The organism is Azospirillum sp. UENF 211521 (assembly GCF_058780535.1).
The window spans coordinates 203,097-228,351 of record NZ_JBSNCF010000005.1; the positions used below are offsets into that span (position 1 = coordinate 203,097).

The 25,255-nt window shown below is 69.8% G+C and carries 20 protein-coding genes; 10 read left to right on the forward strand and 10 right to left on the reverse strand.

What is annotated here, in order from left to right; genetic code table 11:
• Window positions 1–12 precede the first annotated feature (12 nt).
• From ACWPN5_RS30140 to ACWPN5_RS30150, 3 genes are read right to left on the reverse strand one after another with little or no spacing between them, the layout of a single operon-like run.
• A complete protein-coding gene (locus ACWPN5_RS30140; protein WP_492299198.1) occupies window positions 13–951 on the reverse strand; it encodes a respiratory chain complex I subunit 1 family protein in 939 nt (312 codons plus the stop codon).
• Between the two features lie 12 nt (window positions 952–963).
• Window positions 964–2,991 (reverse strand): hydrogenase 4 subunit B, encoded by a 2,028-nt coding sequence (gene hyfB, locus ACWPN5_RS30145; protein ID WP_492299199.1) that lies wholly within the window; start codon window positions 2,989–2,991, stop codon window positions 964–966.
• Window positions 2,988–3,581 (reverse strand): 4Fe-4S dicluster domain-containing protein, encoded by a 594-nt coding sequence (locus ACWPN5_RS30150; protein ID WP_145684130.1) that lies wholly within the window; start codon window positions 3,579–3,581, stop codon window positions 2,988–2,990. Before ACWPN5_RS30150 ends, hyfB begins: the two co-directional genes overlap by 4 nt.
• A gap of 550 nt (window positions 3,582–4,131) precedes the next feature.
• Between ACWPN5_RS30150 and ACWPN5_RS30155 the strand changes: the two genes are divergently transcribed.
• From ACWPN5_RS30155 to ACWPN5_RS30170, 4 genes are all read left to right on the forward strand, one after another.
• A complete protein-coding gene (locus tag ACWPN5_RS30155) occupies window positions 4,132–4,674 on the forward strand; it encodes a 4Fe-4S dicluster domain-containing protein (RefSeq protein WP_492299202.1) in 543 nt (180 codons plus the stop codon).
• A 63-nt stretch (window positions 4,675–4,737) separates the two neighbouring features.
• The gene (gene fdhF, locus ACWPN5_RS30160) at window positions 4,738–6,909 is read left to right on the forward strand and encodes a formate dehydrogenase subunit alpha (RefSeq protein WP_492299203.1); all 2,172 of its coding nucleotides are present in this window, start codon (window positions 4,738–4,740) and stop codon (window positions 6,907–6,909) included.
• A gap of 77 nt (window positions 6,910–6,986) precedes the next feature.
• Complete coding sequence (locus ACWPN5_RS30165) at window positions 6,987–7,229, forward strand: hydrogenase maturation nickel metallochaperone HypA/HybF (protein WP_492299205.1); 243 nt, start codon at window positions 6,987–6,989, stop codon at window positions 7,227–7,229.
• A gap of 200 nt (window positions 7,230–7,429) precedes the next feature.
• A complete protein-coding gene (locus ACWPN5_RS30170) occupies window positions 7,430–8,329 on the forward strand; it encodes a LysR family transcriptional regulator (RefSeq protein WP_145684121.1) in 900 nt (299 codons plus the stop codon).
• A 70-nt stretch (window positions 8,330–8,399) separates the two neighbouring features.
• On the opposite strand, the gene ACWPN5_RS30175 is transcribed toward ACWPN5_RS30170, so the two are convergent.
• On the reverse strand, window positions 8,400–9,086 hold the full coding sequence (locus ACWPN5_RS30175; RefSeq protein WP_145684118.1) for a hypothetical protein: 687 nt from the start codon (window positions 9,084–9,086) through the stop codon (window positions 8,400–8,402).
• Window positions 9,079–9,723 (reverse strand): ParA family protein, encoded by a 645-nt coding sequence (locus tag ACWPN5_RS30180; RefSeq protein ID WP_492299207.1) that lies wholly within the window; start codon window positions 9,721–9,723, stop codon window positions 9,079–9,081. The genes ACWPN5_RS30175 and ACWPN5_RS30180 overlap by 8 nt, the downstream gene beginning before the upstream one ends.
• Before the next feature lie 262 nt (window positions 9,724–9,985).
• On the opposite strand from ACWPN5_RS30180, the gene ACWPN5_RS30185 reads away from it, so the two are divergent.
• The 6 genes from ACWPN5_RS30185 to ACWPN5_RS30210 all read left to right on the forward strand — a co-directional run bounded on the left by ACWPN5_RS30185 (window position 9,986) and on the right by ACWPN5_RS30210 (window position 18,115).
• Entirely contained in the window at window positions 9,986–13,012 is a 3,027-nt protein-coding gene (locus ACWPN5_RS30185) for a xanthine dehydrogenase family protein molybdopterin-binding subunit (protein WP_492299209.1), read from the forward strand.
• Window positions 13,009–13,845 carry an FAD binding domain-containing protein gene (locus ACWPN5_RS30190; RefSeq protein ID WP_492299211.1) on the forward strand — a complete coding sequence of 279 codons (837 nt, stop codon included), beginning with the start codon at window positions 13,009–13,011 and terminating at the stop codon, window positions 13,843–13,845. Before ACWPN5_RS30185 ends, ACWPN5_RS30190 begins: the two co-directional genes overlap by 4 nt.
• The gene (locus ACWPN5_RS30195; protein WP_492299212.1) at window positions 13,833–14,432 is read left to right on the forward strand and encodes a (2Fe-2S)-binding protein; all 600 of its coding nucleotides are present in this window, start codon (window positions 13,833–13,835) and stop codon (window positions 14,430–14,432) included. Before ACWPN5_RS30190 ends, ACWPN5_RS30195 begins: the two co-directional genes overlap by 13 nt.
• Window positions 14,425–15,966 (forward strand): AMP-binding protein, encoded by a 1,542-nt coding sequence (locus ACWPN5_RS30200; RefSeq protein WP_200477792.1) that lies wholly within the window; start codon window positions 14,425–14,427, stop codon window positions 15,964–15,966. The genes ACWPN5_RS30195 and ACWPN5_RS30200 overlap by 8 nt, the downstream gene beginning before the upstream one ends.
• A 27-nt stretch (window positions 15,967–15,993) precedes the next feature.
• Window positions 15,994–16,803 carry an enoyl-CoA hydratase/isomerase family protein gene (locus tag ACWPN5_RS30205; protein WP_492299214.1) on the forward strand — a complete coding sequence of 270 codons (810 nt, stop codon included), beginning with the start codon at window positions 15,994–15,996 and terminating at the stop codon, window positions 16,801–16,803.
• 160 nt (window positions 16,804–16,963) lie between these two features.
• Window positions 16,964–18,115, forward strand: a complete 1,152-nt coding sequence (locus ACWPN5_RS30210) for a hypothetical protein (protein WP_492299216.1) — start codon at window positions 16,964–16,966, stop codon at window positions 18,113–18,115.
• Here ACWPN5_RS30210 and ACWPN5_RS30215 read toward each other — a convergent pair.
• The 5 genes from ACWPN5_RS30215 to ACWPN5_RS30235 all read right to left on the reverse strand — a co-directional run bounded on the left by ACWPN5_RS30215 (window position 18,081) and on the right by ACWPN5_RS30235 (window position 25,160).
• On the reverse strand, window positions 18,081–18,941 hold the full coding sequence (locus ACWPN5_RS30215) for an AraC family transcriptional regulator (protein WP_145684107.1): 861 nt from the start codon (window positions 18,939–18,941) through the stop codon (window positions 18,081–18,083). The genes ACWPN5_RS30210 and ACWPN5_RS30215 overlap by 35 nt on opposite strands.
• A gap of 171 nt (window positions 18,942–19,112) precedes the next feature.
• Window positions 19,113–20,285, reverse strand: coding sequence for a UbiD family decarboxylase (locus tag ACWPN5_RS30220; protein WP_492299219.1), 1,173 nt, complete (start codon window positions 20,283–20,285; stop codon window positions 19,113–19,115).
• Window positions 20,286–20,625: 340 nt separating this feature from the next.
• Window positions 20,626–22,020, reverse strand: a complete 1,395-nt coding sequence (locus ACWPN5_RS30225) for a sodium:solute symporter family protein (protein ID WP_145684103.1) — start codon at window positions 22,018–22,020, stop codon at window positions 20,626–20,628.
• 69 nt (window positions 22,021–22,089) lie between these two features.
• Window positions 22,090–23,421 (reverse strand): alpha-hydroxy acid oxidase, encoded by a 1,332-nt coding sequence (locus tag ACWPN5_RS30230; protein WP_492299221.1) that lies wholly within the window; start codon window positions 23,419–23,421, stop codon window positions 22,090–22,092.
• Window positions 23,421–25,160, reverse strand: a complete 1,740-nt coding sequence (locus ACWPN5_RS30235; RefSeq protein WP_492299223.1) for a thiamine pyrophosphate-requiring protein — start codon at window positions 25,158–25,160, stop codon at window positions 23,421–23,423. Before ACWPN5_RS30235 ends, ACWPN5_RS30230 begins: the two co-directional genes overlap by 1 nt.
• Window positions 25,161–25,255: the final 95 nt, after the last annotated feature.

Sequence of the window (25,255 nt, forward strand, 5' to 3'; positions counted from 1 at the left end):
CCCCTCGCCGGCTCACAGGCCGACCAGATAGAAGACGAAGGCGAGCGAGGCGGCGCCGACCCCGACCCAGCTGTGCTGGGGGGTCAGGCGGAAGCGGACGCGCGCGACGCTGTTCTCGACCACGCCGACCGCGGCGAAGATCAGGACCAGCTTGATGGCGAAGGCGACCAGCCCGAACAGCAGCCCGAAGACCGTCATCCCGGACGCGCTGCCGAAGGGCAGGAAGACGCCGATGAACCAGGCGACGACCACCGTCTGCTTCAGCGCCATCGCCCACTTGATCAGCGCCAGCGACGGGCCGGAATATTCGGTCAGCGGGCCTTCCTGAAGCTCCTGTTCGGCTTCCGCCATGTCGTAGGGCAGCTTGCCCAGCTCGATGTAGATGGCGTAGGCGAAGGACAGGGCGGCGATCACCGTCGCGGTGGCCGACCGCACATGGCCGTCGGCGATGGCTGTGCCGATGGCGCCGAGGTTGGTCGAGCCGGCCAGCAGCGCCGCCACGAACAGCGACAGCAGCATCACCGGCTCCACCAGCACGCCCATGGTCAGTTCGCGGCTGCCGCCGATGCCGGAGAAGGAGCTGCCGCTGTCGATGCCGGACAGCGAGAAGAAGAAGCGGGCCAGCGCGAACAGATAGATGACCGTGATCAGATCGCCGATGGGCGCCACCGGCGTGAAGCGGGTCAGCATCGGGATGCCCATGGCGATGACCAGCACCGTCGTCAGCATCACCGCCGGCATCGCCCGGAAGGCGAAGCCGCTGTTCGGCGGGGTCAGGTCCTGGCGGGTCAGCAGCTTGGCGATGTCGCGGTAGTCCTGCAGCAGGCCCGGCCCGTGGCGGGTGTGCAGCTTCGCCCGGACCATGCGCGACAGGCCGGAGACCAGCGGTGCCGCGGCGAGCAGGAGGAGCGCCTGGAACAGCCCCAGGATGAAGTGTGAGAAGGTCAGCATGGCGTCCTCCCGTCAGACGGCCAGCGCCAGCAGCGCGATCAGCGCCGCGACGATGTAGAGGCAGTAGATCCGGAAATCGCCGCCCTGGATGGCCTGCAGCCGCTTGCCGCCCGCGTTGACCACGCCGACGATCGGGGCGATGACGCTCCGGTCGGCCAGCGGTTCGGTGCGGCGCGCCAGCGTGACCACCCGCTCGAAGCCGAGCGTGATGCCGGTCCAGCGCCCCGCGATCGCGCGGCGCAGGGTGTAAAGCGGCGCGAAGAACATGCGGATCGGCTGGGCGAAGCTGCCGGCGGTGGCGGGCATGTGGTGGTCCGGCAGATAGCCGGCCGCCCAGGGGGCCGCCGCCTTGCGGTCGCCGCCGCGCTTGGCCGCGAAGGCCGCCTTCAGGCCGATCGGCAGGAAAGCCATGGCGATCAGCAGGATGGCGATCAGCGGGGTGGAGAGCGTCGCCTGCTGCGCGTCGCCCGGCAGCAGGGTGGCGCCGACGGCCAGCGTGACCGGAGCCGCGCCGATGGTGGCCGCCGCGATGCGGCCCATCACCGGCGCCACCAGCGGGGCGAGCAGGCCGAGCGCCACGCAGGCGACGGCCAGCACCGCCATGCCGGCAACCATCGCGGCCGGAGCCTCGCGCGCCTCCTCCGCATGATGGCTGCGCGGCGCGCCGGCGAACATGATGCCGTAGGCCTTGACGAAGCACATCACCGCCAGCGCGCCGGTCAGCGCCAGCAGGACGGCGGCGATGGGGGCGGCGAACGCCACCAGCGGGGTGCCGTCCAGCGCCGCGGCGAACAGCGCCTGGTAGGTGTACCATTCCGACACGAAGCCGTTCAGCGGCGGGATCGCCGAGATGGACAGCGCGCCGACCAGGAAGGACAGGGCGGTCCAGGGCATGTTGCGGGCCAGCCCGCCCATCTCCTCCATGTCCTTGCTGTGCATGCGGAAGATGACCGAGCCGGCGCCCAGGAACAGCAGGCCCTTGAACACCGCGTGGTTCAGCAGATGGTAGAGGCCGGCCATCAGGCCGAGCACCGCCAGCACCGGCTGGTGCAGCGCCATGCCGATCATGCCGGTGCCGACGCCCAGCAGGATGATCCCGATGTTCTCGACCGAGTGGTAGGCCAGCAGCTTCTTGATGTCGTGCTCGGCCAGGGCGTAGACGACGCCCAGCACCGACGACACCGCGCCGAAGGCCAGCACCAGCAGGCCCCAGCCGAGCATCGCCGGCCCGGCGCTGGCGGCCAGCAGGTCGATGCCGATCTTGACGATGCCGAAGACGCCGATCTTGATCATCACGCCCGACATCAGCGCCGAGGCGTGCGAGGGTGCGGCCGGATGGGCGCGCGGCAGCCAGATGTGCAGCGGGATCATGCCGGCCTTGGCGCCGAAGCCGATGAAGGCCAGCAGGAAGGCGACGCTGTCCAGCGGGGCCGGCAGCGGATGGGCGCGGAAGGCGGCGAAATCGAAGCCGCCGGCCTGGTTCGCCATCAGGAAGAAGGCGGCCATGATCAGCACCGAGCCGCCATGGGCGACCAGGAAGTAGAGGAAGCCGGCGCCCACCGCCTCGTCGTCCTGGTCGAAGATGACCAGGAAGTAGGAGGCCAGCGACATCATCTCGAAGAAGATGAGGAACCAGAAGGCGTTGTCGGCCGCCACCACCAGCATCATCGACGCGATGAAGGCGTTCATGAAGAAGCCCATCGCCCCGACGCCGCGCCCGGCGTATTCGCGGACATAGGCGAAGCCGTAGATCCAGGCGACCAGCGACAGCAGCGAGATGACCGCGATCATCAGGCCGGCCAGCGGGTCGAGCCGCAGGACGAAATGGGCGAAGGGGTAGGGGCCGGCGGCGTCGAGCACGGCCGGCTGGCCGGCGCCGATGGCCGTCAGCCCGGCGCCGAGCCCGGCGAGCGCCGCGGCGATGCCGACGCCGCTGCCGCCAAGACGGATGTCCCCCTCCCGACGCTTCAGGAGGAGGCAGAGGATGCCGCCGCCGCAGGACAGCAGCAGCGACATGATGAGCAGGGAGAGTGGAATCATGGGTCCAGCCCCTCCAGCGAGGCGAGCGGCGTTTCAAGACTGACCGGTGCCGCCGCCGCCAGCGTGCGCTTGACGGCGGCAGCCTGGCGGGTGGCATCGGCGTCGGCCGCGTAAAGGGCGGCGGTCGGGCACACGCGCACGCAGGCCGGCCCGTCGCCGGAAAAGGCGCAGAGATCGCATTTCACCGCCACGCTGCGGACGCCGATCTCCCAGGCGAGCAGCGGATCGAGCGCCGCCGAGTGGCGGGGCGTGGCGGTGGCGATGCCGGCGACCCCGGCGATGCCGGTGCCGCTGGGCGTGATGGCGCCGAAGGGACAGGCCAGCGCGCACATTTTGCAGCCGATGCAGGCCTGCTCATCCAGCAGGATGGCGTCGGCGCCATGGGTGATGGCGTTGACCGGGCAGACGCGGGCGCAGGGCGCGTCCTCGCACTGGTGGCAAAGGACGGGCCCGGTGTCGTCTCCGGTGCGCATGACGGCCAGCCGGGGATGCGCCTGCAGCCCCTGTTTCTTATGGGACTCGGTGCAGGCCGCCATGCAGGTGTTGCACCCGATGCACTTTCTCGGTTCCGCGATAACGAAGCGATTCATGTCCAGACCTCCGGCTTCCCGGGCGGGTGCGTCGAATCGGCCAATCAGGATCTGTTTTGAAAGTCCTGATAAGAAAACCTGATCGACCAATAAGAAGACAGTATTGGCTCGCGCACGCCCCAGCAGCCGCCTGTTGTCACGGACGGTGTGGCAGAAGGAGAGCCATCTGTTGCGAATCTTTGTCAGAGCAACGGTGATGCGTAATCGCCATCGTTGACTTCAATACGCTATTCCCCTGGATGGCGCGATGTCAACTAGACACACAAAAAAAGTGGGTATAAGGTGTGCGACACAAAGACGGGAAGTTCGAAGGCGTTTTGATTGTCGAATGGCCTCCCGTTAATTCCGATAAACGAGAAAAGATACTCGATAGGATCGGCTTATCGGCGTCGATTACTTTTAAAGATCGGGCGATAAGCGATTTCAATCGGTCGCGAAGCCACCGGCACCGGATTCGGCCAACCGGCGCGCAACGTCAGGGACCAGTGAAGCGACGCCGGGGCGGGGCCGTTCGACGGCCCCCTTCCGGCTGCCAACAAGGACGACGGGAATGAACAGATTCGTCACTGCCAACCCGAGCAAGTGCATCGGTTGCCGCACATGCGAGGTCGCCTGTGCGCTTGCCCATTCCGATGGTGCCGGCGTCGAAGGAATGGCGCCGGACACTTTCAAGCCGCGCATCCGCATGGTGAGGACGGCCGACGTCAGCACCGCGGTGATGTGCCACCATTGCGAGGACGCGCCCTGCGTCAACGCCTGCCCGAACAACGCCATCGTCTACCGCCAGCACAGCGTGCAGGTGGAGCAGGAGCGCTGCCTGGGCTGCAAGAACTGCGTTCTGGCCTGCCCGTTCGGCGTCATGGACGTGGTGACGGTGCCGGCGGTCCGGTCGTTCGCCGGCATGACGCTGAGCCTGGGCGTCAAGGCGCAGGCGCAAAAATGCGACCTGTGCGTCGGCCGCGACGCCGGCCCGGCCTGCGTGTCGGTCTGCCCGACCAGCGCCCTGACCCTGATGGACCGGGAGGCGATGGACGAGACCCTGCGCCGCCGGCGCGAGCGCGCCGCCCAGGAGGCCGCCGAAGTCGCGGCCTGATCCCCCCTCCCATCACTGCGGCCGGCGCACAGCCGGCACAATCGAGCGAACATCGAGGTCGAGATGGAAAAGCATATGGCGGTCTGCCCCTACTGCGGTACGGGCTGCAAACTGAATCTGCTGGTCGAGGGCGGGAAGGTCGTCGGTGCCGAACCCTTGAACGGCGTCACCAACGAGGGAGAACTCTGCCTCAAGGGCTATTTCGGCTACGACTTCATCAACGACACCAAGATCCTGACGCCGCGTCTGCGCAACCCGATGCTGCGCCGCAGCCGCGACGCGGCCTTCGAGGCGGTGTCGTGGGACGAGGCGATCCAACACGCCGCGACGAAGCTCAGCGCGATCAAGGCCAAGTACGGCCCCGACTCGATCATGACCACCGGCTCGTCGCGCGGCACCGGCAACGAGACCAACTATGTGATGCAGAAATTCACCCGCGCGGTTCTCGGCACCAACAACGTCGACAACTGCGCGCGCGTCTGCCACGGCCCGTCGGTCGCCGGGCTGCAGGTGACGCTGGGCAACGGCGCCATGAGCAACTCGATCCCCGAGATCGAGCACACCAAATGCGTCCTGGTCTTCGGCTACAACGTCGCCGACAGCCACCCGGTGATCGCCAAGCGCATCATCAAGGCCAAGGAGCGCGGCGCTAAGATCATCGTCTGCGACCCGCGCAAGATCGAGACGGCGCGTCTGGCCGATCTGTGGCTGCCGCTGAACAACGGCTCCAACATGGCGCTGGTCAACGCCTTCGCCAACGTCCTGATCAACGAGGGGCTCTACAACAAGGAGTATGTCGCCAACCACACCGAGGGCTTCGACGAGTACAAGGCAATCGTCGACAAATACACCCCCGAATACGCCGAGGCGATCACCGGCCTGCCCGCCGAGGACATCCGCGAGGCGATGCGCATCTACGCCGCGGCACCCTCCGCCACCATCCTGTGGGGCATGGGCGTCACCCAGTGGGGCCAGGGCGTCGATGTGGTGAAGGGGCTGTCGGGGCTGGCTCTGCTGACCGGCAACCTCGGCCGGCCGAACGTCGGCGTCGGCCCGGTGCGCGGCCAGAACAACGTGCAGGGCAGCTGCGACATGGGCGTGCTGCCGACCGAGTTCCCCGGCTACCAGAAGGTCACCGACCCGGAGGTGCGGGCGAAGTTCGCCAAGGCCTGGGGGGTCGAGTCGCTGCCCGACCAGATCGGCTTCCGCCTGACCGACGTCCCGCATCTGGCGGAGACCGGCAAGCTGAAGGCCATGTACGTGATGGGCGAGGACCCGGCCCAGACCGAGCCGGACCTGGCGCTGGTGCGCAAGGGCTTCGAGGCGATGGAGTTCGTCATCGTCCAGGACATCTTCATGACGAAGACGGCGATGTTCGCCGACCTGATCCTGCCGGCGACCTCCTGGGGCGAGCATGAGGGCGTGTTCAGCGCCGCCGACCGCAGCTTCCAGCGCTTCACCAAGGCGGTGGACGCCAAGGGCGACGTCAAGCACGACTGGGAGATCATCAGCCTGCTCGCCACGGCGATGGGCTATCCCATGCACTACGACAACACCAAGCAGATCTGGGACGAGCTGCGCGAGCTGTGCCCGATCTTCTACGGCGTGACCTACGAGAAGATGGAGGGGCTGGGCGCCGTGCCGTGGCCGTGCCGCGACCTCGACTCGGCCGGTTCCAAGTATCTCTACGAGGGCAACGTCTTTCAGCGGCCGGGCGGCAAGGGCCTGCTCTTCGCCACCGAATGGCGTCCGCCGCGGGACCAGCTGACCGAGGAGTTCCCGCTGATCCTCTGCACGGTGCGCGAGGTCGGCCATTACTCCTGCCGCTCGATGACCGGCAACTGCGCCGCCCTGCAGACGCTGGCCGACGAGCCGGGCTACGTCACCATGAACCCGAAGGACGCCAAAGCCCTGGGCATCCGCGACCAGGAGCTGGTCTGGGTGTCGTCGCGCCGCGGCAAGGTGATCAGCCGGGCCAGCGTCACCGACCGCACCAACAAGGGGGCGGTCTACATGACCTACCAGTGGTGGATCGGCGCCTGCAACGAGCTGACCATCCACGCCGTCGATCCCATCGCCAAGACGCCGGAATACAAGTACGCCGCCGTCCGGGTGGAGGCCATCGCCGACCAGGTCTGGGCCGAGAACCACGTCCAGCAGGAATACGCGAAGCTGAAGGGCGGCCTCAGCAACGCGGTGAGCCGCGCCGTGAAGAAGGCCCCGGCCTACGCCTGACCGCGAGGGACCGATCGCCCCGCCTTTCCCCTCGGGGGAGGGGCGGGGTGTTCCCCCGCTTTCGCAGGAGCCAGCCCATGCATGAGATCGCCCTTTGCCAATCCCTGCTGGAGCAGGCGATGAAGGCGCGGGAGGCCACGCCGTTCGGCCGGGTGGTCCGCGTCACCCTGTCGGTCGGCCGGCAGAGCCGGGTGCAGCCCGACGCCCTGCGCCACGCCTTCGACCTGCTCAGCCGCGACACCTTCCTGGAGGGCGCCGATCTTTGGATCGATCAGCCGCCGGGCGCGGCGTTCCGGCTCGTGGACATGGAGGTGTCGTGAGCGAGGACGACCCTGAAAGACGATACGTGCGCCAACGATGCGTCCCTTTGCCGCTGCGGCAGGCGGCGCCGCGACGGAAACGGCTGACTCGGATCAATGATCGTGCCCGGGTTTGTGAACGATAACGTCCCACCTGCGACGCGCCGCCACGGCGGTCACCGTTCGTGCGCGGCGCAGGACGTGGTGAGAGGAACCCCGGCATGCAGGAAAAGCTGGAATTTCTGATCGCGCTGGCCACGGAGAAGCATTTCGGCCGTGCGGCGCAGGTCTGCGGGGTGTCACAGCCCAACCTGTCCGCCGCGATCAAGCAGTTGGAAACGACCCTCGGCGTGCCGCTGGTCGATCGCGGCGCCCGCTTCATCGGCTTCACCGCCGAGGGGGAGCGGGTGCTGGAATGGGCGCGGCGCATCGTCGGCGACTACAAGGCGATGCGCGCCGATGTCGAGACGATGAAGCAGGGGCTGACCGGCACGCTGCGGCTGGTGGTGGTGCCGACGGCGCTGCCGATGGTCCAGCGGCTGACCGCCACCGTCTGGTCGATGCATCCCGGCATCAAGATCACCATCGCTTCCCACAGCTCCACCGAGATCCTCTCCAAGCTGGAGAATCTGGAGGCGGAGGCCGGGATCACCTATCTCGACAACGAGCCGCTCGGCAATGTGGACGAGGTGCCGCTCTATCATGAACGCTATCACCTGATCACGGCGGCCGACGGCCCTTTCGGCGCGCGCGACAGCGTCACCTGGGAGGAGGCGGCGACCCTGCCGCTCTGCCTGCTGAACACCACCATGCAGAACCGGCGGATCATCGACCGCGCCTTCGCCGAAGCGGGGGTGCACGCCGAACCGATGCTCGAATCCAACTCCATCGTCGTCCTGACCAACCATCTCCGCACCGGCATGTGGTCGACGATCATGCCGCGGATCATGGCGGATTCGCTGCTGCTTCCCCCCATCATCCGCGCCATTCCCATCGTGGCGCCGGAGCTGTCGACCCTGATCGGTCTGGTGGTGGCCCGGCGCGACCCGCAGCCGCCGCTGACCGCGGCGCTGATCGCCGACGCCCGCCGCCTCGCTCCCGAAATGGCGACAGCCGCCTAAGCAGGATTTCCGAACCCCCCCCACACATGGGCGGGCTCGGAAATCCTGCAAAACTATCGAGTCCGCAGGTTTAATCGATTAAACGCGCCAGCTCGTCGTCGATCCTCGAGATTTCGAGGAGCAGCTTCGCGCGGCGCGCCTCCAGGTCCGCGCGCCGCGTGGCGGCCGATGAGAGCGGCGTTCTCACGGACTTCCAGAACGCGCGGATTTCGGACTGCCGGACGTCCGGGCGCAGCAGGCCGCGCTCCGCCGCCTGCCGGCGTTCGGCATCGGAGAGCCGGGCCAGCATGTAGACGGTGCCATAGCCGGTCGCCGCCATTTCCAAGGGCACCACCTCGTCGCGGATCGCCCGGTAGGCGCTCATGAGCTGGGATCGGGCCGATTTCCCGAAACGCCGGTTCAGCCCCTCGGCCAACGCGGCGCGCTCCTCCTCGCCCAGGCGGCTTTCCGCGAGCGACAGCAGCTCCCCGATGCGCAGGAACCGCTGCTGCGCGTCTTCCCACAGCTCCGCGATCCGGGTCAGGAACTCCTCCACCGTCTGGGGAACGCGTCCTTCGGGAAGGGGAGGGAAGACGTCGCCGCTCAGAGCGGGCGGGTCTTGCGGGGGCGGCTCGACCGGCGGGGCGGCCTCGGCCATCACGGTGGTGAGGTAGGCCGACATCGCCAGGGGCGGCGGCGCCTCCTTCGGCTTCCGCAGGCGCGGCTTGCGCACCACCTCGACGTCCTTTCCGGCGACCTTTCCCTCGCGCTTAGCCACGGAAGGTCTCCAGCAGGGCCAAGGCTTCCGCGCCGATCGCCTCGATGTCGTCCGCCATGGCGGAGTAGGGCGCCGGCTTCTGCGCGAAGCTGGCGTGGTTGATCGACGCCTTCTGCCCGAGGTCCGCCTTCAGCGTCGGGATCGCCAAACCTTCGAGCTGCCGGCGCGCGACCTGATCGACGCTCGCGCGGCGGTCGATCTGCGAGAGCACGGCGGCGGCCGGAATGAACGCCTTGGGGGAAAAGCGCCGGGCCTTGGTGATGGCGTTGACCACATGCTGGTACGTCCGGAACGCCTCCACCACGTCCTTGGCGTCGGCCTTGGTCGGGATCAGCACCAGCGACGAGATGTCGATCGCGTTGACCAGCGCCGTGCTGTTGGCGCCCGGCACGTCGATCAGCAGGAAGTCGTTGACGGCCGACACCTCGTTGGCCATCTGCACCAGATCGTCGGCTTGGACCACCCGGACCTCCGTCCGCCCGGTGGCGGACAGCCAGCCGCTCAGGTTCTTGTTCGGGTCCGCATCGATGCAGAACACCGACGCGCCGCGGCGCCTGAGGAACTCGGCCAGCGCGTTGACGAGCGTCGTCTTTCCAACGCCGCCCTTGCTGCTGCCCACGGTGATGATCTGGCCCATTGCAACCCCTGCCGGATTCGCCGGACGGGCCGGCGGCACCTCGACCGCTCAGAAAAGGAATTCGGTGACGTCTTCGGGCGAAAGGTGCGCGATAGGGGAGGGGCCGTCAAGCTGCGGACTCGAACGACCGGCCGTTTGTCCCCGCACCATCACGCGCTGAGGTGCCCTCGCTGAAAATCAGACCCGCTGATAAATCGTGATACTCCACGGTAAAAGGTTTCGCCGTCCGGTCCCCTAGGCTTTCCGCAATGGGAGGGCCGACATGACGGTGATGCGGACTGTTTGGAATGGAGCGGCGGATCCGAAGGCCGCCGCGGGGACCGGCGCACCGGCTCTGGTCGGGCGCCCGATGCCGCGGGTCGAGGATGGGGCGCTGCTGACCGGCGTGGCGCGCTACGCCGACGACCTGCCGGCCAAGCCGGGGACGCTCCACGCGGCGATCCTGCGCTCGCCGCACGCCCACGCCGAGATCCTTGGCGTCGACACCGCCGCCGCCCTGGCGGTCCCCGGCGTGGCCGCGGTGGTCACCGGGACCGACGCCCAGCGCGTCGCCAGCCCCTTCCTGGTCGGCGTGCGCGCGCCGATGGAGCATTGGTGTCTGGCCGTCGACCGCGTCCGCCACGTCGGGGAGCCCGTCGCGGTGGTTCTGGCGGACAGCCGCTACCAGGCGGAGGACGCGCTCGACCGCATCGCGGTGCGTTACCGCCCGCTGCCGCCGGTCACCTCGATCGTCCAGGCGCTGGACCCGGCGTCGGAGCCGCTGCACCCGGCGCTCGGCAGCAACCTCGTCAACAGCCGCAGCTTCCGCTACGGCGACCCCGAGGCCGCCTTCGCCCGCGCGGACCGCAGCGTGTCGGTCGAGGTGGAGTTCCCGCGCAACTCCTGCACACCGATGGAGTGCTTCGTCGTGCTGGCCGACCACGACGCGGCCGAGGACGCCTACGAGGTCCTGTCGAACTTCTCCGGCCCCTTCGCGGTCCATCCGGTGATGGCCAGGGCGTTGAAGGTTCCGGGATCGCGGCTGCGGCTGAAGACGCCGCCCCATTCCGGCGGCAGCTTCGGCAACAAGCAGGCGGTCTTCCCCTACATCGTGCTGATGGCCGTGTGCGCCCGCGTCGCCGGCCGGCCGGTGAAGTGGGTGGAGGACCGGCTGGAGCATCTGATGGCCGCCACCTCGGCCACGGCGCGGCGGATGCGCATCGATGCGGCGGTGGAGGCGGACGGCCGGGTGCTCGCCCTGCGCATGGAGCAGACGGAGGATTGCGGCGCCTATCTGCGCGCTCCGGAGCCGGCCTCTCTCTACCGCAACCACGGCAACCTGACCGGCGCCTACGACATCCCGAACCTCGCGGTGACCAACCGCATCGTCGTCACCAACAAGACGCCGACCGGCCTGAACCGCGGCTTCGGCGGCGGGCAGCTCTACTACGGGCTGGAGCGGCTGATGAACCGCGTCGCGGTGGAGCTTGGGCTCGACCCGCTCGACGTGATCCGCCGCAACCTCGTGGCGGCCGAGGCCATGCCCTACCGCACGGCGTCGGGCGGGTCGCTGGACTCCGGCGACTATCCCGCCACGCTGGAGGAGGCGGTGCGCGACGGCGCGCTGGACGCGCTGAAGGCCCGGCGCGACGCGCGGCGCGCCGAGGGGCGGCTCTACGGCATCGGCTACGCCGCGGTGGTCGAGCCCTCCATCTCCAACATGGGCTACATCACCACCGTCCTGACCGCCGAGGAGCGGCGCAAGGCCGGGCCGAAGAACGGCGCGCAGGCGACGGCCAGCGTCGCGGTGGACCCGACCGGCGGAGTCTCGGTCCACGTCTCCTCCGCGCCGCAGGGGCAGGGGCATCGCACGGTGCTGGCCCAGGTGGTGGCCGACGTGTTCGGCCTGCGCTTCGAGGATGTCCGCGTCAACACCGACCTCGACACCGGCAAGGACGCCTGGTCGATCGCGTCGGGCAACTATTCCAGCCGCTTCGCCGGGGCGGTGGCCGGGGCGGCGCAGGTCGCCGCGACGCGGCTGCGCGACCGCATGGCGGCGCTGGTCGCCGGCTCGCTCAACAGCCGGCCGGAGGAGGTGCGCTTCGCCGGGGGCAAGGTCTTCGCGGCGGGGAACCCCGACAACGCGCTGTCCTTCTCGCGCGTCGCCGCCGCCGGCCATTGGGCGCCGGGCACGCTGCCCGACGGGCGGGAGGCGGCGCTGCGCGAAACCGCCTTCTGGACGCCGGAGCCGCTGAAGGCGCCGACCGACGCCGACCACATCAACAGCTCGGCCTGCTACGGCTTCATCTTCGACTTCTGCGGGGTGGAGATCGACCGCGACACCGGGGCGGTGCGGATCGACCGCTACGTCACCATGCACGACGCCGGCCGGCTGCTGAATCCGCTGCTGGTCGAGGGGCAGATCCTCGGCGGCTTCGCCCACGCGGTGGGGGCGGCGCTCTACGAGGAATACGCCTACGGCGACGACGGGCGCTTCCTGTCGGGCACCTTCGCCGATTATCTGGTGCCGACCGCCTGCGAGGTGCCGGTGCCGGTCATCCTCCACCGCGAGAGCCCGTCGCCGGTCACGCCGCTCGGCGCCAAGGGCGTGGGGGAGGGCAATTGCATGAGCACGCCCGCCTGCCTCGCCAACGCCGTGGCCGACGCGCTCGGCGGGCCGGTGCCGTCATTGCCGTTGACCCCGGCCAAGATCGCCGCGCTGATCCATCCGCCGGAGCCGCCGCGCCCGGCTGGGCCGGCAGGCGCGGTGGCCGCACCGGCGCCGTCGGCGTCCGGCGGGCGCGGCCTGACCGGGGAGGGCAGCCGCGAGGTTCCGGCGCCGCCGGAACAGGTCTGGGCGATCCTGCTCGACCCCAAGGAACTGGCCGCCCTGCTGCCGGGCTGCGAGGCTCTGGATATCGCCGGTCCCGACGCCTACCGGGCGGAGGTGGTGGTCGGCATCGGGCCGGTGCGCGGCCGCTACACCGCGGAGGTCGCCCTGTCCGACCTCGACCCGCCGCGATCGCTGACCCTGTCCGGCAGCGGGTCGAGCGCGCTCGGCACCGGGCGGGGCACCGGCCACGTCACGCTGGAGCGCACGGCCGGTGGCACCCGCGTCACCTACCGCTACTCCGCCGAGGTCGGCGGCAAGGTCGCGGCGGTTGGCGGGCGCATGCTCGACAGCGCCTCGCGTCTGCTGATCGGCCAGTTCTTCGAGAAGCTGGTCGTCCGCGCCGGGGGCGCTCCGGCGCCGGCCGAACGGCCCGGCCTTCTCGCCCGCCTGTTGCGCTTTCTGGGGCTGAACCGATGAAACCCGCCTCCTTCGATTACCTGCGGCCGGCCACGGTCGCCGACGCCCTGGCGGCGCTGGCCGCGGGGGGCGACGACGCCCGCGTGATCGCCGGCGGCCAGTCGCTGATGCCGATGCTGAACATGCGGCTGGTGCAGCCGCGCCTGCTGATCGACCTCAGCCGCCTGGAGGAGCTGCGCGCGCTCAAGGCCGAATCCGGCTGGCTGAGCGTAGGGGCCGCGGTGACCCAGGCGGAGCTTCTGGCCCGCCCGACCCTGCGGGACGAGGTGCCGCTGCTCGCCGCCGCGCTTCCCTGGGTCGGTCATTTTCAGACCCGCAACCGCGGCACCGTCTGCGGCTCCGTCGCCCACGCCGATCCCAGCGCCGAAATGCCGCTCTGCCTCGTCGCCACCGGCGGCGCGGTGGTTCTGCGCAACGCCAAGCGCCGCCGCACCGTGGCGGCCGCCGACTTCTTCGTCGGTCCGCTGACCACGGTGAAGGCGGCGGACGAGATCGTCGAGAGCGTGCGCTTCCCGCTCGCCGCCGCCGGCAGCGGCCACGCCTTCCGCGAGGTCTCCATGCGGCACGGCGACTTCGCCATCACCGCCTGCGCCGCGACGGTGGATGGGGAGCGGGCAAGCCTCGCCGTCGGTGGAGTGGCCGACCGGCCGACGCTGCGCTCCTGGCCGCTCGTCGGTGGGGCGCTGCTGTCGGACCTCGACGCGGCGCTCAACGCCTTCGCCTGGGATCTCGGGGGCGATGACGACCAGCACGCCACCGCCCGCTACCGCCGCGACCTCGTGCGCCGCATCGGCCGCACCGTCCTCGAGGAGGCCCTGTCATGCCGCCGCTGAAGAGCGCCGCCACTCCGGTCGCCAGCGTCCTGGCCGCCGACGCGCGCCACACCGTCACCGTCGTCCTGAACGGCACGCCCCGCACCGGCCAGGCCCACCCGCGCCTGCTGCTGAGTGACTTCCTGCGCCACGAGCTGGGCGCCCACGGCACCCGCGTCGGCTGCGAGCACGGGGTGTGCGGCGCCTGCACGGTGCGCATCGACGGGGTGGCGCAGCGCGCCTGCCTGACCCTGGCCGTGCAGGCCGACGGGCGGCGCATCGACACGGTCGAGGGGCTGTCCCAATCCAACAAGGGGCCCAACGAGGTGCCCAACCAGGGGCCCACCGAGGGGCGCATGACGGCGCTTCAGGAGGCCTTCCGCCGGCACCACGCCCTGCAATGCGGCTTCTGCACGGCCGGCATCCTGATGTCGCTGTCCGATTACCTGGGCCGCAACCCGAAACCCACCGAGGAGGAGCTACGCGACATGTTGAGCGGCCATCTTTGCCGCTGCACCGGCTACGCCGGGATTGTCCGCGCCGTGATGGACGTGACCGGACAGGCAGCGGCTTGCGACACCAGGAGCGGGGAGGCGGCGCATGTTTGACCTCGGCCGCAGCATCCTGGCCAGCGCGGAGCGCAGCCCCGGCGCGCTGGCCATCGTCGACGGCGAGCTGCGCCTGACCTACGCGGAGTGGCTGGACCGCATCCGCCGGCTGGTCGGCGCCTTCGACCGCTTCGGTCTGCGCCCCGGCGACCGCATCGCCACCGCCCTGCAGAACAGCTGGGAGATGGCGACCATCCATTGGGCCTGCCAGCTGGCCGGCATCGCCGTGGTGCCGCTGAACTGGCGGGTGAAGGCGGACGAGCTGGATTATTGCCTGCCCAACGCCGAGGTGCGCGCCCTGTTCTTCCAGGACGTCTCGGCGGAGGCCACGGCCAGATCCCCCGTCGCTCAGGCCCTGCCGCGGGTCGCCGTCGGCTCCGGCGCGTCCGGCGGCACCCACCGCTTCGCAGCCCTTCTCGACGCCGCGCCGGCCCCGGCGGTGCCGCGGGCCACCGACGATCATGTGTCGCTGTTCCTCTACACCTCCGGCACCACCGGCAAGCCGAAGGGCGTGCCGCGCCGCCACCGGGCGGAGCGCGCCGCCGCCGTGGCCCATGTCGCCCAGAACTGCTACCGCCGCGGCGAGCGCACGCTGGGGGTCATGCCGCTCTACCACACCATGGGCGTGCGCTCCCTGCTGGCGATGGCGCTGGTCGACGGCACCTTCGTCTGCCTGCCGCGCTTCGACACCGCCCGCGCGCTGGAACTGATCGCGGCGGAGCGCCTGACCTGCCTCTACCTCGTGCCGACGCTCTACCACGACCTGCTGGCCGACCCGCGCTTCCCCGCCACCGACGTGTCGTCGGTGCGCAAGCTGGGCTTCGCCGGCGCGTCGATGACCGACGGGCTGCTGAAGCGGCTGGACGCCGCCTTCCGGCCGGAGCTGTTCGTGAACCACTACGGATCGTCGGAAATCTACACCTTCACGCTCGACCAGAACGCGCCGGCCAAGCCCGGTTCCGCCGGCAAGGCGGCGCTGAACCAGCGCATCCGCGTCGTGAGGCTCGGCTCCTACGACGCCGGCGACGTCGCCGCGGCGGGCGAGGAGGGGCAGATCATCGCCGATCTGGCGGGCGACGAGGCCTTCGAAGGCTACTGGAAGCGCCCCGACGCCGACGCGAAGGCGCTGCACGCCGGCTGGTACTTCACCGGCGACATCGGCTTCTTCGACGCCGACGGCGACCTGTTCGTCACCGGGCGGGTGGACGACATGATCATCACCGGCGGCGAGAACGTCTCGCCCGTGGAGATCGAGAGCGTCCTGTCCCTGCACGACGGCGTGCTGGAGGTCGCCATCGCCGGCTTGCCTGACGAGCGCTGGGGCCAGCGCGTGGTCGCTTTCATCAAGCGGGCGCCCAATGTGGAGGCCGCCGACCTCGACGCGCACTGCCGCACCTCCGGCCTCGCCAACTTCAAGCGCCCGCGCGAGTACGTCTTCCTGGACGAAATCCCCAAGTCGCCGGTCGGCAAGATCCTGCGGCGCAAGCTCCAGGCCGGCGAATACCAGCTCGAACACAGCCCCACCGCGCACTGAACAACCCGACTTTTCTGGAGAGACCCCGTGAAGCCCTATTCGTTCGACAGCAGCAACCGCCTCCTCGCCGATCTCGACGGCTTCCGCGTCGAGATCGGCGAATCCAAGGAGCGCGCCGACATCGTCCTGCACCGCCCGCCCTTCAACATCATCAGCATGCTTCAGCGCGACCAGTTCGGCGCGGCCTTCGCCGCGCTCGACCGCGATCCAAAGGTGCGCGTGATCGTCCTGCGGGCCGAGGGCGAGAACTTCTCCTCCGGCGGCAAGATCGCCGGCTTCCTGGAGCAGACCCCGGAGCATGTGTCCGAGCTGGCGATCAACGTCGCCGCGCCGGAACGCTGCCGCAAGCCGGTGATCGCCCAGGTCCGCGGCTATTGCTTCGGCGTCGGCTTCGAGCTGTCGCTGGCCTGCGACTTCCGCATCGCCTCGGAGACCGCGCAGTTCGCCCTGCCGGAGATGCGCATCGGCATGATTCCCGGCTCGGGCGGCTCGGCCCGCCTGCTGCACATGATCGGCATCGGCCGGACCAAGGACATGGTGATGCGCGCCAAGCGCATTCCGGGCCGTCAGGCCGCCGACTGGGGCTTCGTCACCGAATGCGTCGCCGACGCCGAGTTGGAGGCGACCGTCGCCGCGCTGGTGGATGAGCTGCGCGGCTTCTCCCCGCTGGCCCAGCGCACCATCAAGGGCGTGCTGAACAGCGGCAACAACGTGTCGGTCAACGGCGCCATCGAGATCGAGGGCCAAGCCTACGGCCGCCTGCGCGGCTCCGAGGACTTCGCGGAGGGCGTCGCCTCCTTCCACGAGAAGCGCAAGCCGGTCTTCAAGGGACTCTGAACGTTGGAACGGATGCGCCCTTTCGGCAACGGACGGGCGCATCCCCGTTGCAGGCCATTCGCTACGGCAAGGAGGTGCGCCTGAATTCCGTCTTGTACCGGTGGCCGGCTGATGGCATCCACAAGGCATGAAACGACAGGCTGCGGAAGTTCGGGGTCCGATGCCGGACGAGGCCATGGCGGAACCATCGAGGGCGCGCCGGGTGCGGACGGCGCGCGTGCTCATGATGGCTGGGTCGGTGTTCGCCGTGACTGCGGCCTTCGTGCTGCTGGCCGATAACGCAGACGAACGGAGCGACGAGGCCGTTCGCGCCGATCTGGTCGCGATGATCAGGGAGAACGCTCCGCGCGAGCGGCTGGAGGCGGAGATCGCCGCAGCGCTCGATCGTGACGCCCCGGAACAAGCGGAAGAATATTTCGAGGTGGGCGACCTCGTCGGCGTCCCGCTCGATCCCAGCCTTCGTTCCCGCTGGGCCGAAGAGACCTCTGGATGGCGGGCGATGTCGCGAACGGCGCGGCGTGCGGCTGCCGGCGTCGCGACCGGCGAGGGGGAGGATGCCGTCGGCATCGCCGCCGCACTCGCCTCCGACCTGACCGTCGTCGGCGATGTCCGGGACCTTGCCGTCCAGGCGTCGCGGATGATCCGGGGGGAGGCGGTGGACGAACTGACGCTTGGCCTCTCGATGGCGGGAGTGGCCTTGACCGCCGGGACCGTGGCCACGGCCGGCGGGGCTCTGCCGGCCAAGACGGGCGTCTCCCTGGCGAAGCTGGCGCGGAAGACCGGACGATTGAGCGTGGCCTTCCAGGCGGAGCTTGGGCGCGTCGTCGCCAGGTCGATGGACCTGCCTGCGTTCCGGCACTCCGTCCGCGACATTCCCTGGTACCGCTTGGACGATCTGGTGGCCGTGGCGCGGCGTCACGCCACGCGTGTGGATGTGAGTGAGACGCGGGCATTGCTCGCGTCGTTCGGTGCGATCAGCCAAGCGACATCACCCACCCGGACCCTTGCGGTTCTGCGGTATATGGATGACGCAAAGGACGTCCAGAAGGCTGAACGCGCCGCCAAGCTGCTCGGCAAGCCGGTAAGCGGTGCCTTCCGGTTGACCGGGAAGAAGGTTCTCGCGACGGTCGGCCGCGTCGGTGCGCTGTCCGGGATGGCGCTGGGCGCCCTGCTTACCCTGGCGGGCGGTGTCCTGTCCTTCATGGTCGGGGCGCTGATGGCGCTTGCGACTCTGTGGCGCTTGGGCAAGGTGGCGCGCTGGACCGTCCGAAACGCCTTCAGGCCCCTGCGGTGGCCGGCCCGTGGTGCATGACGACGCGGCGGTACTCGGTCGGCGTCACGCCCTGGTGGTTGCGGAAGAAGCGGCTGAAATGGCTGGGAGCGGCGAAGCCGAGCCGGCCGGAGATCGCCGTGGCGCTTTCCCGCCCAGCCGCCATGGCGCCGATGGCGGCCTCCATCCGCAGCACGTTGAAATACAGCGCCGGCGTGATCGACAGCGCTCGCTGGAACAGCCGGAACATGTGCGCCCGCGACAGGCCGGCGGCGGCGGCGACGCGCGCGGCGTCGAACTCCTCTCCCAGATTGCCGCTCATGAAGCGGATGGCCTGCCGGATGCGGAAGTCCACGGGCGACGTGACGGAGGACAGGGCGCTGCCGCGCAGGCTTCGCCAGTCGGAGAAGCGGTCGACGATGGCGAGCATCAGCTCGACCAGCGCCTGCTCCATCCGCTCGGCCGAGGGATCGCCGTACAGCAGCTCCGCGGTCATGCGGTCGGCGAGGCGCCGGATGTGCGGCGTCAGTTCGCCGCAGGGGTGGGCGAAGAAGCCGGGGGTGGCGCTGGCGGTGAACTCCCGCTGCATGGCGCCGAGCCAACCGGGCTCGATGTAGAGCGCCAGGATCACCGTGCCCGGCGCCCCAGGCTGGTGGGCGTAGGAATGCGCCTCCCAGCTGTTCACCAGCACGGCGGTGTCGTCGCGCAAGGGGTGGCACCGCTCGCGCACCGCGAACTGGGTGTCGGCGCCCGATGCCTTGATCAGCACATGGCAATGGGGGTGCGCGTGGTGGATCAGCGCGTGGTCCATGTCCAGCAGCGCGACGCGGCCGAACGCGCCCTGGTGTATCCGCATGGCCTTCGACATGATGCGCGGTCCTCGTTCTGCTCGTCCCCCATGGCGCGGGGCCATGGCGCGGGGACGTCTGCCGATGGAAACAGGGTGACGGGTGTAAACCCGGCAAAAAAAGCGGCCGATCCGGCCTTTTATCTCCGGATCGGCGCGAGTGGGGACGTGACTCGGTGCGGCCGGCCGGAGCTAGCCGATCGCGGTGCGCCAGGAGGCGCCGGGATCGACCAGCCGGTCGAGATCCACGCTGTCCTCGCCGGGCACGCGAATGCGCTTGAACTTCATCTCGGGCGCGTCGACCGGAATGGTCGCGTCGATGCCCCATTTGGCGCCCAGCCCGTCGGCGGTGGACGGGTCGAGCTTGGAGCACTGGCTGTCGCCGACGACCACGAGGTCGCGGTCGGCCTGGAAGCGCGTGGCGACGGCCCACTCGACCTCGCGCGCGTTGTGGATGTCCACGTCGGTGTCGACGACGACGGCGTGCTTGATGTCGTAATGGGCGGCGAAGGCGCCGAGCAGGACGTTCTTGGCCTCGCCGTGCTGCGTCTTCCGCAGCTTCACCACCAGATGGTAGCGCCCGACGCCGCCCAGCGACAGGTGGACGTCCTGCACGCCGGGGAAGTTGCGCTGGAGGGAGGCGAGGATCGTCGCCTCGCGCGGGATGGCGCCCAGCAGAAGATGCTCCAGCCCGCCGCCGACGATGGTGTGGAAGATCGGGTTGATGCGGTGGGTCACCGCGTCCACCTGGATGACGTGGCGGTCGGCCCGCTCCCCGTAATATTGCGGGAACTCGCCGAACGGCCCCTCGGCTTCGCGGACGCGGGGGAGCAGGCGGCCCTCGATCACGATCTCCGCCCGGGCCGGGACGCGAACCCCGTTGGTCAGGCAGCGCACGACCTCCAGCGGCTCGCCGCGCAGCGCGCCGGCGATCTCCAGCTCGTCCTGGCCGACCGGCACGATCGCCTGGGAGGCCAGCAGCGTGGCCGGGTCGACGCCGATGACCAGCGCGATCTCCAGCGCCTCGCCCTTCGCTTCGGCCTTCCGGTAGAAATGGTCGGTGTGGCGCGGCAGCAGAAGGATGCCGATGCGGTCCGGCCCGTTGATCTGGCAGCGGTGGATCGAGACGTTCTGGACTCCGGTCTCCGGGTCGCGTGCGATGGTCAGTCCGGCGGAGATGTAGGGGCCGCTGTCATGCTCGTTGTGGGTCGGGATGGGCAGCAGCCGGGTCAGGTCGATGGGGCCGCGGTGCACGACCTCCTGCGCCGGGGCGTTGGTGATCTCGCGCCAGGGGAGCGGCTCCTCGGCGGCCTTGCGGACATGGGCGATCAGCGCGTCGCCGGAGACGCCCAGCGCTTCGGCCATCCAGGCGCGGTCCGACACGAGGCCGGAACACGACCGTTCCCGGATGCCCGTCCGGGCGGGGGAACAGGGTGGCGGTGGTGCCGTCCAGGCATTTGGCGGCGGCGGCCAGCTCATGGACCAGCCCGACACCGGGGCGCATCACCGTCAGGCGGTTGGTCGCCGCCAGCCGGTCGAGCCAGCCGCGCAGGCCGAAGGCCTTGCCGCGCGGGTCCTGGGAATGGATGCGTTCGATGATGTGCGCGCTCATGGCGTTTGTGCCCTGATGGAGGAGTTTCGAGGACGCGGGAGGGACCGCCTCAAACGGGGCCGGGGGGCCGTGACGCTACCCCGGCCCGCGCCGTCAGGCGGTGTCCCGCATGGCCCGGCCCGCGGTGGTCAGGCGCGGCAGGTGGCTGATGCTCATCACGATCAGCGGGATGACCAGCGCGACGTAGGCGTTGTCGATGCCGTAGGGATCGCCGGCCATGTACCAGCCGATGGTCAGGAACAGCGACAGCACGATGCTGGTCACCGCCCCCCTGGGGGTGCCGAAGGACGGGGCGTAGAAGATGAACAGGACCAGCACCGCCAGGGTCAGGCGCAGCGACTTGGCCAGGAAGGTCACCTTCAGCACGTCCGGCGCGAAGATGGCCAGCGGGATCGGCAGCAGGCCGACGACGATGGCGGCGACCCGAACGAAGACCAGGGACTGGCTGTCGCCCGTGGCCTTGCCGGTGATCGGCAGGTAGAAGTCCTTGTAGAGCAGCGTCGCCGTGCCGATGCTGATGGCGGAGATCGTGCCGAACAGCGAGGCGGCGAGGCCGGCGACGACGACCGCCGCCATCATGCTGTCCATCTGCGCCACGATCATCGGGAAGGCTTGCAGCGAGTTGATCTTCGGGAACAGCACGGCTGCGCACATGCCGCAGATGGCCGCGGCGATGCCGAAGGGGATCAGCAGGACCGAGGTGTAGAAGCTGGCCTTCTGGGCCTTGCCGGCATCGCCGACCGTGCTGATCGCCTGGAGCACGTACTGGGTGGAGAAGACGGCGCCCGTCCCGGCCAGGATCCAGGCGAGGATCTGCGGCCAGCCGGCGTTGTCGATGGTGAACATGGCCGGCGGAAGCTGCGCTTGAAGCTCCGACCAGCCGCCGACCTGGCTCAGCGCGAAGGCGGTGGCGACGATGATGCCGATGTACTTCACGACGGCGTGCATCACGTTCGTGTAGATGACCGAGCGCATCCCGCCCATGCCGACGTAGAGCGCGGCGAACAGGCCGGTGAAGACGATGGCCAGCGACCGGTCGATCTTCAGCAGCCCGGCGAGCACCGCGCCGCCGCTGGCGTAGACAGACACGGCGACGATCTGCAGCGCGAAGATCATGATGACGCTGGTGGCGACCTTGGTCGGCGTGCCGTAGGTCCGCGCCAGGGCGCCGGAGATGGTGTTCTCGCCCAGGTCCTTGAACTTCCGGGCGAACAGGAAGGCGTACAGCATGAAGCCGATGCCCAGCGCCACGAGGTTCCACGCCGCCGAGATGCCCCATTTGTAGCTGGCCTGGGCGGTGCCGACGCTGGCGGTCGTCCCGATGAATTCCGACATCAGCAGGAAGCCCACCAGGATGGCGGGGTAGGTGGTGCCGCCGGACGTGAAGTTGTGGGCGGTGTTGGAGAAGCGGCGCGCGGCGTAGCTGACCACGCCCATCGCCAGGATGTAGACGACAGCCAGGGACATGGCCGTCCAATTGGCTTCCATGCGGATACCCTCCCGGAGTTTGATGACGCCAGGCCCGTGGGTGAGGCTCTTGTTCGGGGCGCCGGTTGGTTATGGATGATGGTGGGGGCCGGTGGGCCCCCCGGCGCCGCCCGGAGCGGTGCCCAGGGTGACACCCAGTGCGGCGGCGCCGCTCTGGGCGAGCGCCACCCGCAATTCTTCGGTGAAGAGGCGCACGACATGGTCGACGCCGTCCTCGCCGGCCGCGGCGTAGGCCATCAGGAAGGCGCGTCCCGCGAAGGCGGAGACGGCGCCCCGGCCGAGGACGCGCAGCAGGTCGAGGCCCGAGGAGATGGAGCCGTCGACGAGGACCGTCGCCCGTCCGCCGACCCGCTCGACGATCGCGGGCAGGGCGCTGGCGGTGGCCGGGGCGGCGTCGAACTGGCGTCCGCCATGGTTCGACACCAGGATTCCGTCGGCGCCCAGCGCGACCGCCGTCTCGGCGTCGTCGGGATGCAGGATGCCCTTGACGATCAGCGGGCCGGTCCAGGCGTCGCGGAAGCGGGCCACCGACTCCCAGGTCAGCGGGCCGGTCATTTTCTGGAAGACGAAGCTCGCCAGATCGGCGGTGCTCGCGTCCGGCCCCAGATAGGCTTCGAAGTTGCGGAAGCGCGGCTGGCCCTTCCGCAGCATCGCCAGCGCCCAGGCCGGCGCCCGCGCCACGTCCCACGCGGTGCGCAGGGTGGGGCGGAAGGGCACGACCAAGCCGTTGCGCACGTCGCGCACCCGCTTGGAGCGCACCGGCACGTCCATGGTCAGGACCAGCGCGTGGGCGCCCGCGGCCTGGGCGCGCCGGATCAGGTCCAGCGAGACCGCGTGGTCGTTCTCCGGCACGTTGTAGAGCTGGTACCAGAAGACGTCCGGCGCGATCGCCGCGATGCGCTCGATGGAGGTGTTGGCGACCGTGGACATCACGTAGGGGATGCGCGCCCGCTGCGCCGCGCGGGCGATGGACTCGTCGGCGTCCGGCCAGAGCAGGCCGGCCAGCCCCATGGGGGCCACCCCGACCGGCAGCGCGTAGCCGCGGCCGAACAGGGTCGTTTCCGTCGTCACCGAGCGGACGTCCAGCCCATAGCGCGGCACGATCTCGATGGCGTCGAGCGCCCGGCGGTTGCGCGCCAGCCCGAGGTCGTCGTTCACCCCGCCGGACACGAAGTCATAGGCGAAGCGCGGCGTCCGCCGCCGGGCCTGCGCCGCGAGGTCGGCGACCGTCGGGAAGCGGCGGCGCAGGCGCGCGGCCTCCGTCGACAGGCCGCCGGTTCCCCAGCCGCCCGCCGGCTTCGCGGCGCCTGCCGGGCTTGCGGCGTTTGCCGGGCTTGTGGCGCTAGCCGGGGTGGCGGCCCCGGTCCCGGCCCCCGTCATGGTCTGGTCGCGGGCCGACATCAGTAGTCGCACAGCACGTTGACCAGCGCCTGCCGGCGCTCGCCGGTCACCACCGCCACCGCGCGGCGCAGCGTCTCGCGCAGGTCCTCCGGCCGTTCGACGCGGAAGCCGGCGCCGCCGCTCGCCTCCACCAGCTTCTCGTAGGCGGGGGCCGGGCTGAGGTCGGCCAGCATGCGGCCGCCGTCGCGCGCGGCGACGCCGGTCTTGTACATCGCCATTGTGGCGTTGCGCACCGCGCCGTAGAGCTGGTTGTTGAAGATGATCGTCAGGACCGGCAGATCGTGCGCCTCCGCGACCCAGTGGGAGGCGGTGGGGTTGGCGAACATGTAGGCGCCGTCGCCGAGCGTCGCGACGACCAGCCGGTCCGGGTTCGCGAGCTTGGCCCCCAGCGCCGCCCCCAGGCCCCAGCCGAGGCCGCCGGCCGCGCTCAGCCCGAAATAGCGGCCGCTCGTCGTCTGCGGGCAATGCTCCAGCCGCAGCGGGTATTCGTTGACGATCAGCGCGTCGGGACCGACCGCCTCGGCGATGCAGGCGCTCAGCCACTCCGGGCCGATGGCCGCGCCCGGCTGTGGCGCGTCCGGCGTGCAACGCTTGGCGGCCAGGGCGCGGGACTGGGTGCGCAGGACGGCGCCGCGGGCGGCGATCCGCCCCTCGTCGATGGCGTCATGGCCGGTCAGGCGCCGTTCGACCGCGTCGAGGACCGTGGCCGTGTCGCCGGTGATGCTGAGATCCGTCGGGAAGCTGCGCATCGGGTAGCGGGTGAAGGAAGGGTCTTCGCCGATCTGAACGACGCGGCAGCCGTCGGGCGGCGCTTCGAGGTTCGGGATCCAGGGGACGTCGGCCTCCAGCGCGATGACGAGGTCGGCCCGGGCGAGCAGCTCGCCCGGCTGGAAGCCCAGATTCATCGGGTGGTCGGCCGCGATGTTCAGGAAGCGCGGGTGGAAGGACACCACCGGGATCGCGAAGCGCTCGGCCAGCCGGGCCAGCGCGTCGAAGCCCGCCCGGGTGCGCCCGGCGCCCTGGGTGATGATCAGCGGCCGTTCCGCCGTGGCGATCCAGTCGGCGAGGCGGCGGATGTCGTCGGGCTGCGGGTAGGGCACCGCCGGCGCCGGCCGGCGGCCGCTGTCGGGACGGGACACGCGGATGGGATCGGCCAGCACGTCGCGCGGCAGAGTGGCGTAGACGGGGCCGCGCGGCGAGGTCATCGCCACCTGATAGGCCCGCGCCACCAGGTCGGCGGCCTGCTCCGGCAGGTGAAGCTCGTAATCCCACTTCACCGCTTCGCGCAGCATGCCGCCCTGGTCGAACATTTCCTGCGCCCAGTGGATGTAGCGGGTGCGCGTGCCATGCCGCCCGGTTTCGCTGTAGGGGGAGCGTCCGGCGAACAGCAGGACCGGCGTCTCGTCGCGGCTGGCGTTGAGCACCGCGTTGACCGTGTTGGCCGTCCCGACATTCACATGCACCATCACCGCCTGCGGCCGGCCGGTCGTCATGTAGACGCCGTGGGCCATCGACACGGCGACGTTCTCGTGCGGAATCACCATGGGGCGGGGAACCGCCGTGCCATGCTCCGCCGCCCGGGCGAAGGCCTCGGCGATTGGAGGAAAGTCGGTTCCGCCATTCGCGAAAAAGTAGTCGACCCCGCAAGCGGACAGTTGACGCAGGAATTGGTCCGAAGCGGACTCGTCATGCTGCTCCAGTGCTTCGGTCGTCTGCTTCTGTTCGATCAACGTTGTCACTCCCTCGACTGCCGCGGTTCATCGACCGGTCCGGCTTAGTTCGTCCATAAGACGCTTTGTGATGCCAATTAATCAAATAACTTCGAGTCATCGAA

What these genes read in the sequence shown, in the direction of transcription:
- ACWPN5_RS30140 (WP_492299198.1), bottom strand. Translation starts at nt 951, where the DNA reads ATGCTGACCTTCTCACACTTCATCCTGGGGCTGTTCCAGGCGCTCCTC.
- hyfB (WP_492299199.1), bottom strand. Translation starts at nt 2,991, where the DNA reads ATGATTCCACTCTCCCTGCTCATCATGTCGCTGCTGCTGTCCTGCGGC.
- ACWPN5_RS30150 (WP_145684130.1), bottom strand. Translation starts at nt 3,581, where the DNA reads ATGAATCGCTTCGTTATCGCGGAACCGAGAAAGTGCATCGGGTGCAAC.
- ACWPN5_RS30155 (WP_492299202.1), top strand. Translation starts at nt 4,132, where the DNA reads ATGAACAGATTCGTCACTGCCAACCCGAGCAAGTGCATCGGTTGCCGC.
- fdhF (WP_492299203.1), top strand. Translation starts at nt 4,738, where the DNA reads ATGGAAAAGCATATGGCGGTCTGCCCCTACTGCGGTACGGGCTGCAAA.
- ACWPN5_RS30165 (WP_492299205.1), top strand. Translation starts at nt 6,987, where the DNA reads ATGCATGAGATCGCCCTTTGCCAATCCCTGCTGGAGCAGGCGATGAAG.
- ACWPN5_RS30170 (WP_145684121.1), top strand. Translation starts at nt 7,430, where the DNA reads ATGCAGGAAAAGCTGGAATTTCTGATCGCGCTGGCCACGGAGAAGCAT.
- ACWPN5_RS30180 (WP_492299207.1), bottom strand. Translation starts at nt 9,723, where the DNA reads ATGGGCCAGATCATCACCGTGGGCAGCAGCAAGGGCGGCGTTGGAAAG.
- ACWPN5_RS30185 (WP_492299209.1), top strand. Translation starts at nt 9,986, where the DNA reads ATGACGGTGATGCGGACTGTTTGGAATGGAGCGGCGGATCCGAAGGCC.
- ACWPN5_RS30190 (WP_492299211.1), top strand. Translation starts at nt 13,009, where the DNA reads ATGAAACCCGCCTCCTTCGATTACCTGCGGCCGGCCACGGTCGCCGAC.
- ACWPN5_RS30195 (WP_492299212.1), top strand. Translation starts at nt 13,833, where the DNA reads ATGCCGCCGCTGAAGAGCGCCGCCACTCCGGTCGCCAGCGTCCTGGCC.
- ACWPN5_RS30200 (WP_200477792.1), top strand. Translation starts at nt 14,425, where the DNA reads ATGTTTGACCTCGGCCGCAGCATCCTGGCCAGCGCGGAGCGCAGCCCC.
- ACWPN5_RS30210 (WP_492299216.1), top strand. Translation starts at nt 16,964, where the DNA reads ATGCCGGACGAGGCCATGGCGGAACCATCGAGGGCGCGCCGGGTGCGG.
- ACWPN5_RS30215 (WP_145684107.1), bottom strand. Translation starts at nt 18,941, where the DNA reads ATGTCGAAGGCCATGCGGATACACCAGGGCGCGTTCGGCCGCGTCGCG.
- ACWPN5_RS30220 (WP_492299219.1), bottom strand. Translation starts at nt 20,285, where the DNA reads ATGGCCGAAGCGCTGGGCGTCTCCGGCGACGCGCTGATCGCCCATGTC.
- ACWPN5_RS30225 (WP_145684103.1), bottom strand. Translation starts at nt 22,020, where the DNA reads ATGGAAGCCAATTGGACGGCCATGTCCCTGGCTGTCGTCTACATCCTG.
- ACWPN5_RS30230 (WP_492299221.1), bottom strand. Translation starts at nt 23,421, where the DNA reads ATGTCGGCCCGCGACCAGACCATGACGGGGGCCGGGACCGGGGCCGCC.